The organism is Halorubrum sp. Boch-26 (assembly GCF_029889805.1).
GTDB lineage: Archaea > Halobacteriota > Halobacteria > Halobacteriales > Haloferacaceae > Halorubrum.
On the sequence record NZ_JARANT010000118.1, the window covers coordinates 1 to 7,064 of the forward strand.

The window sequence follows — 7,064 nt, forward strand, 5'->3', positions numbered from 1 at the left end:
CCCCCTCGCGCCCGGTCCCGTCCGCGGCCTACGCCGCGCCGACGTCGCGCCGGACGACGTTCTCCGCGGCGTCGACGCCGCGGGAGTCGAGCGCGTGCGCGACGTGGGCCGGGAGCGGGACCTCCGCGCCCGCCGGGGCGTCCACGTGTCGCTCGCCGTACGCGACGTGCCAGTCGTCCGGCACCGCAACGCCGCGGGACTCCAGCTCGCGCGCGACGATCTCCGCGGGGTCGGACGGGTACTCGACGTCGACGAGCGTCCCGAACAGGTCGAAGGTGACTGCCACGATATCCTCTCTTGGGGCAAAACGGGATTGAAGCTGTCGGTCGGCGAAACGGCGCCGGGACGGTGAGAAAGCGGCCGCACCGCTCACATGGCCGGGGCGACGTGGATCGAGTAGAAGCGGTAGAGGCCGGTCACCCACGCGCAGAGCCAGAGGAGCATGAACCCCGCCACGCCGACGCGGAGCCGGGCGCGCCAGTGGCCCATGTTCTCGTGGATCTCGTCGATGTCGACGTCGGGGTCCTCGTACGCGTCGGCGTTTCGCTTGGCCTGCAGGATCCGGGCGATGCCGGTGAGCGCGAATCCCAGCAGCGCGTACGCCTGCAGCCCGAGAAACGCGTGGATCACGGCGAGCCCGGTCAGCCGCTGGAAGAGGCGGGGGATCATCCATCCGACGATCGGGACGGTGGTCAGCGCCAGTCCGGCGCCGATGTACCGGAGGTGGTGCGTGAGGACGTTCCAGCTCACGGTTTCGGCGTCGATCATGATCCACGCCCCGTACAGCAGGAAGGGGAGACTCGTCGTCACCGACAGCCCGGCGAGCGCCGCGTACACCGACTCGTCTACCATTGATCGACGGTTCGGGCTCCGGCGCGTAAAACTCCTCGATCCGCTCGTCGCACCGCCGGAGTCCCGTCGATACGGCCGGTCCGGTCGGCGCCGGGTCACAGCCGGAGGACGAAAACAGTTAGCGTCCGGAGCCCGTACGGGCGGATGATGGAGGACACCTCGACGGGATCGGAGCCGGAGCCGAGACCGGACCGGGCACCGGACGCGTCCGACGGCGACGAGGCGTCACCCGGGATCGAGACGGCCGGAGACGAGGGGGGACCAACCGTCGGGGGCGACGCCGCGGACGACCTCGACGAGCTCAGACGGCGCGTCGAGGAGGAGTACGACTTCGACGACTTCGGCCCGTCCGACATGGCGCGGATGAGCGCAGATGAGTGGGACGCCGCCTTCGACCCCGACTCGTGGATCACGGGCGACCGGCTGCTCGAACGCGCCGAGGCGGAGCTCAAGTCGCGGATCGCTCGCCGCGAGGTGTTCGGCGTGTTGGAACGCGTGCGCGCCGACGGCGAGGAGCGAATCCTCGTCTACTCCGACGAGGGGTACGCTATCGTCCGCCCGACCGGCGAGGTGGCCGGACAGGGGACGGTGCTGCGCGACATCGAGCCGATCGTCGCGCTGGCGGCGATGGAGTCGTACGACGTGCCGGAGCCGCCCGAGGACTGGTCGCTCCCGCACCCCGACACCGTGCCCGAGGGCTCGGGCGAGTTCGGGAACCTGATGGTTCAGGTGATCGCGGCCGTGCAGGTGCTCGCCGGCGCGGCGTTGCTGGCGGCCGCGCTCCTCACCGACCTCGACACGATCGTGGCGCCGGCGATGGGGATCGTGTTCCTGCTCGTCGGCCTCTTTTTGTTCGTGATGGTGGCGAACGCGCGGCTCTCGGATCGGTTCCGCTCGGAGGAGTACCGCGAGCGGCTGCGGGCCCTCCGCGAGGCGAAGGAGCGACCCGACTTCGTACCGGTCGAAGGGGGGGTCGTAGACGAGGCGGAGCTCGACGAGTGAAGCGCCGATATCGGGGGATAGAGCCCCTGTAAACGCGCCACCGTCGACGAGTTCAGTCGGTGGGTTTAAGCGGACGCCGTCCTGAGTGAACTTGTATGAAAAGGCGGGAATTCGTGCGGACGGCCGGCGGTGCGACCGCCGCGGTCGCGGCCGGTGCCGGAGCGACCGGGACGGCCGCCGCACAGGAGCAACAACCGGACTGGCCGAGCGGGGTCACCAGCGGAAACCTCGGTTCCTATCAGGACGCCCGGGGCGAGAGCGAAGTGACCGTGCAGGTCGGCGCGGGCGACAGCGGGCTCGCGTTCGACCCGACCCAGCTGTGGGTTGACCCGGGCACGACGATCACGTTCGAGTGGACCGGGAACGGCGGCGCGCACAACGTCCAGAACGTCGAAGGGCCGGCCGGCCTCGACAGCGGTGACCCGGTCGGCGAGGAAGGGTACACCTACGAGTACGAAGTGACCGAGGAGGACGCCGGCATCACCCACTACCACTGCGTCCCCCACACCGCCGTCGGCATGCACGCCGGTCTCGCCGTCGGCGAGGACATCGAGACCACTGAAGCCGGTGGCGGCGGAGCCAGCGGCTGGCCGGAGAACATCGCCCACGTCGGGGTGCCGCTCCACGCCCACTGGGTCGGGATCGCTGCGGTCTTAGGCATCTCGCTCACGTTCGTCTTCACGTTCTACCTGCTGAAGTACGGCGAGTCGGCTCACACCGGTCACGGAGGGAACCAATGAGCTCCGGCGGCTCCTCGTACGGCGACATCCACCGGTACGAGCCGGCCCGCGAGAGCACCGCGGCGGCGATCGCCATCGTGCTCCTCACGGTCATCGAGGTCGTGTTCGTCGGGCTGTTCGTCTACGGGCTCATGTCCGCGTGGGCGTCGACGGAGTTCGGCAACATGTACACCGGCGCGCTGCTGGCGATGATCTTCATCGACCTCGCCTTCATCCTCCTGTTGTACCGCAAGGAGTTCCTCCCCGACGTGATGATCGTGAAGAAGCGCCGCCGCAAGTGGGAGGACCTGTACGTCCGCGAAGAGGACAAAGACGGCGTCGGGATAGACACCGGCGGCGCGATGGACACAATCAAGCGCGCGGTCTACCCCTACTACAAGAAGTGATCCCACAATGAGCCTCAAAAAACAAGACGAGATGGACCACAACGCGTGGCTCAAAAAGCAGGATCTGACGGTCATCGAGACCGCGTTCCTCACCACGCTCATCTGGCTCGACAAGCGGCTCCGCATCGTCGACTACCTCGAACTGCTGGAGACGATGTACTACCGCGCGAACCTCCAGATGCCGAAGAGTCACACGGAGCAGTACGACCTCGACAACAAGTTCTGGTACTGGTACCCGCTGTACTCGCTGGGGTCGCTGTCGATCATCGCGTATCTGGTCGCGGCGGTCTCCGGCGCGCTGCTCGGGTTCTACTACTCCCCGTCGACCGCCGGCGCCGCCGCGCAGGGCGACCCGACGGCCGCGTACGACTCCGTCGTGATGATCATGACGGACGTCCAGTTCGGGTTCATGCTCCGCTCGATCCACAGCTGGGCGGCCCAGTTCATGGTCGCCGCGGTGTTCCTGCACATGCTTCGCGTGTACTTCACCGGGTCGTACAAGGAGCCTCGTGAGGTCAACTGGATCCTCGGAGTCATCCTCATCGGCCTGACGCTGCTGTTCGGCTTCTCCGGGTACGTGCTCCCGTGGAAGCAGCTGTCGTTCTGGGCCGCACAGATCGGCGTCGAGATGGCGCTCGCGACGCCCCTCGTGGGCGAGTGGGCGGCACAGCTCATGTTCGGGGGGTTCACCCTCGGGCAGGCGACGCTCGTGAGAATGTACATCCTGCACGTCTTCGTGCTGCCGTTCGTGGTGACCGGCCTCGTCGCGCTCCACGTCGGCATCGTGTGGGTGCAGGGCATCGCGGAGCCGCACTAATCTAATGACCGACGATACCACCCCCATGACGGACGGAGGCACCGATGAAGAGGCCCGCACGGACGGCGGGCCGCCGGCGACAGTTCCGCCGGACGACGAGACCCCCACGTGGAGCGAGCGCAAGGAGCGCTCGCAGGGGCTCGCGCAGCTCACCTACCAGTACTTCGAACGCTCCCGCCGCGAGGACGAGAACCTCCGCGCGGAGTCGACGTACGTCGAGCGCGACGTGCTCGGCTTCCCCACGTGGCCCCACGAGACGATCCGAAACCTCGCGATCACGAGCTTCTTCGTCGGGATCATAATCCTCATTGCGGCGATCCTGCCGGCCCACTACGGCGAGCCGGCAAATCCGGGCGCGACGCCGGGGATCATCCTGCCGGACTGGTACCTCTACTGGTCGTTCGGGCTGCTGAAGCTCAACCCCATCAACCCGAGCCTGGCGGTGCTCGACGGCAACATCGCGATGTCCAACGAGTTCCTCGGGATCACCGCTCACGGGATCGTCTTCGGTACCATCACGCTCGTGCCGTTCCTCAACAAAGGGGGCGCGCGGCGTCCCGTCGAGCAGCCGTTCTGGGCGGCCGTCGGCGTGACCGGCGTCGTTCTGTCGATCACGCTCGCGGCGCTCGCGATCCAGAACTTCTTTCCGATCTCACTTGACCTGCTGCTCACGCTAACGTTCATGCTCCCGCTCGCCGGGGGTATCATCACCTACGCGGTGTTGAAGACGATGCGTGAGGGGTATATGTACGACCTGAATCGGCGGTACTACATGCTGCGCCCGCCGAAGTAACGACACAGAACCGCACCCGCCGCCCAACCGTTCCAGCCTGTTTCCATTATTTCGATGTCATCACCAACCGACCGCGACGACGCACAGGCGTTCGACGAGACGGGCGACCCCATCGCCGCCGACGATCAGGAGGACCCTCGCGACGAGCCGACGGGCCCGCGTATCGGGCCCGACGGGCGCGAGGTGGTGGTCCCGTTCCGAATGTACAAGGCCGTCACCGTCTTCTCGACGCTCGCGGCCGTGATCGCGTACCTGATCGGATTCACGCTCGTCGACGCTGCGACGCGCCAGATCAGTTTCTTCCGGACGACGGTCGTCTATCTCCTGAACAGTGCCGGCCTCTACCCCTCGGACGACACGCTGGTCGCCGCGCTGGCGATCACGGGGATCGCGTTCATCATCGGGGGGACGGCGGTGTACGTGCTTGGGACGCGGTTCCGGGGTCAGGGGATGGGAAAGTCTCAAGACGACTCCGGCGAATCGTAAGATAATGGCAGACGAGTTCATGAAGGGGGTCGCCCTGTTCGCGCTCGGTGGCCTCGGCTGGCTCACTTTCGGCGGATGGTACCGAACGCCCACGTACTACGACGTCGTGCAACTGGTCAATCCCGCCGAAGGCGTTGATAGCGTCTACGGGGAGGTCGGCCTCGTCGCCGGCGACGCGTTCTTCTGGGTGATGATCCTCGGCGCGCTCACGTTCTGGGTGCTGATCCCTGCGAGTCGCGAGCTGCGCGACGTCCTCAACGACGACGCCGACGCCGCGAACTGATCCGCGCGCCGGACTCGTTTCATCCGATCGCTTCCGGGACCTTAGTGAAACCTTCGATCGGTGATGAGATTCAGCGGTCGCACCGAATACGGCGCAGGTATCTCGGACGGCGTTTCTCTTCGGCAGCCAGTCTGAGCTAGTCGGTCAGAGGGACCGTGACGACCGGCACCGGCGACCGACGGACGACCTTCTCGGCGACGCTGCCGATGAGGTAGTGGTCCAGCCCGGTCCAGCCGTGGCCCATCACCACCATCTCCGTCCCCTCGTCCTCGACGTAGTCGAGAATCGTCGCCTTGGGTGCGCCCTCGACGGTGGCCGTCTCGACTGACAGGTCGTCGTGCAGCAGGGCGACCGCGTCCTCGACGGCGCGTTCGGCTCGGTCGCGCTCGGCGTCGGCCCACGCCTCAACCGAGAGGCCGCCGGTCGGACTCTCGAAGCGATTGCGCGCGTCGACGACCGAGAGGACGTGGACGGTCGCACCGAAGCGGTCGGCGAGGAGAAGCGAAACGGCGGCGAGAAACGGAACGCGGCCGGTCGTTCTCTCTCGGATTCCCGGACTACGCGATGACGAACTGGTTCCAGAGGCCGGCGACGAGGAACCACAGGGCGTAGTAGGAGGCGAACACCAGGACGAGCAGCGACGCGGCGATCGAGCTCTTCGGCGCCTCGATCGGCATGTCGTTGCGGGCCTCGACGTTGCGCGCCTCCAGCTCGAAGAGGTCGGCGATCAGCATCGTGATCACGAGCACCGAGACGATCACGCCGCTCACGGGCGCGTCGAGCACGAAGAGGAAGCTCAACAGCACGAGCCCGATGTTCGTGAACGCGTGCGGCGTGTACGGTTCGACGCTGTCACCGTCGGTTCCCTGTTCGACGTGTCGCCGGTGCGCGATGTGACGCGTCGCGAGGTTCGCCACCGCCATCGTCAGTATCGCGTACGGCAGCACCGGTCCGACCGCGGACAGCCAGCCGAGGGGAACGAGGAACTGCAGTGGATCCATATCGACACATCCGGTCACGAGTTATTAGAGTGTTTCCGATCGTCGCGCTCGGCGCGCGCCCTCGAAGGTCACGAGCGCGACCCGATCGGTCGCCTCGATCGCGACGGGTCGGTGCGGCTCGACAGTGCCGCGCTCTCGGCCGTCGACCACGAGCGCGACCGACTCCGTCTCGCGTTCGACCGAGATCGAGAGGCGGTCCGCGGCGACCCACGCGTCCGTCCGGGTGCTGAACGGGGCGATCGGCGCGACGGAGAGCCCGCCGCCCGACTCCACGACCGGCCCGCCGACCGCGTTGGCGTACCCGTCGCTGCCGAACGGGGTCGCGACGGCGACGCCGTCCGCGCGGATCACCCTGTCGGCGCCGCCGACGAAGTCGATCGCGAACTCGGAGATGCGAGCGGGCTCCGCGGTGACCAGGGCGACGTCGAAGGCGGCGCGTCGCGTCCGCCCGTCCCCGGTGTCGACCGCGAGGATCGGGTGCGAGACGCGCCGGACGCCCTCAACGGGGGGATCGGCGTCGTGGGCGTCGCCGCGGAACGCGACGTCGAGCAGGGCGCCAATGCGTCGCTCCGCGTCGTCGGCGTCGACCGCGAGCCGCCGCGACCCGACCGGGATCACCGGCGCGTCCGGCGCGTCGACGAGCGCGTCGCGGAGCGCGGCGTCGCCGACGGCGACGACGGCGTCGGCCGCGGTGCGCTCGGCGG

General features: G+C 67.7%; 11 protein-coding genes and 1 pseudogene. 7 read left to right on the forward strand and 5 right to left on the reverse strand.

Annotated elements, in window-relative coordinates; genetic code table 11:
* Positions 1–55 precede the first annotated feature (55 nt).
* Positions 56–286: pseudogene (locus tag OQF71_RS13185) on the reverse strand (HAD family hydrolase); the annotation flags it as partial.
* 83 nt (positions 287–369) lie between these two features.
* Positions 370–852 (reverse strand): hypothetical protein, encoded by a 483-nt coding sequence (locus tag OQF71_RS13190; RefSeq protein WP_280588219.1) that lies wholly within the window; start codon positions 850–852, stop codon positions 370–372.
* A 147-nt stretch (positions 853–999) separates the two neighbouring features.
* Between OQF71_RS13190 and OQF71_RS13195 the strand changes: the two genes are divergently transcribed.
* The 7 genes from OQF71_RS13195 to OQF71_RS13225 all read left to right on the forward strand — a co-directional run bounded on the left by OQF71_RS13195 (position 1,000) and on the right by OQF71_RS13225 (position 5,359).
* Complete coding sequence (locus tag OQF71_RS13195; protein ID WP_280588220.1) at positions 1,000–1,854, forward strand: hypothetical protein; 855 nt, start codon at positions 1,000–1,002, stop codon at positions 1,852–1,854.
* Between the two features lie 95 nt (positions 1,855–1,949).
* Positions 1,950–2,594 (forward strand): halocyanin domain-containing protein, encoded by a 645-nt coding sequence (locus tag OQF71_RS13200; RefSeq protein ID WP_280588221.1) that lies wholly within the window; start codon positions 1,950–1,952, stop codon positions 2,592–2,594.
* Positions 2,591–2,980, forward strand: a complete 390-nt coding sequence (locus OQF71_RS13205) for a hypothetical protein (protein ID WP_280588222.1) — start codon at positions 2,591–2,593, stop codon at positions 2,978–2,980. Before OQF71_RS13200 ends, OQF71_RS13205 begins: the two co-directional genes overlap by 4 nt.
* Positions 2,981–2,987: 7 nt before the next feature.
* Entirely contained in the window at positions 2,988–3,797 is an 810-nt protein-coding gene (locus OQF71_RS13210; RefSeq protein WP_280588223.1) for a cytochrome bc complex cytochrome b subunit, read from the forward strand.
* A 4-nt stretch (positions 3,798–3,801) separates the two neighbouring features.
* Positions 3,802–4,590, forward strand: a complete 789-nt coding sequence (locus OQF71_RS13215; RefSeq protein ID WP_280588224.1) for a cytochrome bc complex cytochrome b subunit — start codon at positions 3,802–3,804, stop codon at positions 4,588–4,590.
* A gap of 54 nt (positions 4,591–4,644) precedes the next feature.
* Positions 4,645–5,076 (forward strand): hypothetical protein, encoded by a 432-nt coding sequence (locus OQF71_RS13220; RefSeq protein WP_280588225.1) that lies wholly within the window; start codon positions 4,645–4,647, stop codon positions 5,074–5,076.
* A gap of 4 nt (positions 5,077–5,080) precedes the next feature.
* Complete coding sequence (locus OQF71_RS13225) at positions 5,081–5,359, forward strand: hypothetical protein (RefSeq protein ID WP_280588226.1); 279 nt, start codon at positions 5,081–5,083, stop codon at positions 5,357–5,359.
* 136 nt (positions 5,360–5,495) lie between these two features.
* Here OQF71_RS13225 and OQF71_RS13230 read toward each other — a convergent pair whose 3' ends face one another.
* The 3 genes from OQF71_RS13230 to OQF71_RS13240 all read right to left on the reverse strand — a co-directional run.
* Entirely contained in the window at positions 5,496–5,909 is a 414-nt protein-coding gene (locus OQF71_RS13230) for a universal stress protein (protein WP_280588229.1), read from the reverse strand.
* 7 nt (positions 5,910–5,916) lie between these two features.
* Entirely contained in the window at positions 5,917–6,360 is a 444-nt protein-coding gene (locus OQF71_RS13235; RefSeq protein WP_280588227.1) for a hypothetical protein, read from the reverse strand.
* A gap of 24 nt (positions 6,361–6,384) precedes the next feature.
* A partial coding sequence (locus tag OQF71_RS13240; RefSeq protein WP_280588228.1) for an ATP-NAD kinase occupies positions 6,385–7,064 on the reverse strand: 680 nt, incomplete at its 5' end.

Bases quoted from the DNA above. Each gene is read 5' to 3' on its own strand.
- OQF71_RS13190 (WP_280588219.1), bottom strand. From the start codon at position 852: ATGGTAGACGAGTCGGTGTACGCGGCGCTCGCCGGGCTGTCGGTGACG.
- OQF71_RS13195 (WP_280588220.1), top strand. From the start codon at position 1,000: ATGGAGGACACCTCGACGGGATCGGAGCCGGAGCCGAGACCGGACCGG.
- OQF71_RS13200 (WP_280588221.1), top strand. From the start codon at position 1,950: ATGAAAAGGCGGGAATTCGTGCGGACGGCCGGCGGTGCGACCGCCGCG.
- OQF71_RS13205 (WP_280588222.1), top strand. From the start codon at position 2,591: ATGAGCTCCGGCGGCTCCTCGTACGGCGACATCCACCGGTACGAGCCG.
- OQF71_RS13210 (WP_280588223.1), top strand. From the start codon at position 2,988: ATGAGCCTCAAAAAACAAGACGAGATGGACCACAACGCGTGGCTCAAA.
- OQF71_RS13215 (WP_280588224.1), top strand. From the start codon at position 3,802: ATGACCGACGATACCACCCCCATGACGGACGGAGGCACCGATGAAGAG.
- OQF71_RS13220 (WP_280588225.1), top strand. From the start codon at position 4,645: ATGTCATCACCAACCGACCGCGACGACGCACAGGCGTTCGACGAGACG.
- OQF71_RS13225 (WP_280588226.1), top strand. From the start codon at position 5,081: ATGGCAGACGAGTTCATGAAGGGGGTCGCCCTGTTCGCGCTCGGTGGC.
- OQF71_RS13235 (WP_280588227.1), bottom strand. From the start codon at position 6,360: ATGGATCCACTGCAGTTCCTCGTTCCCCTCGGCTGGCTGTCCGCGGTC.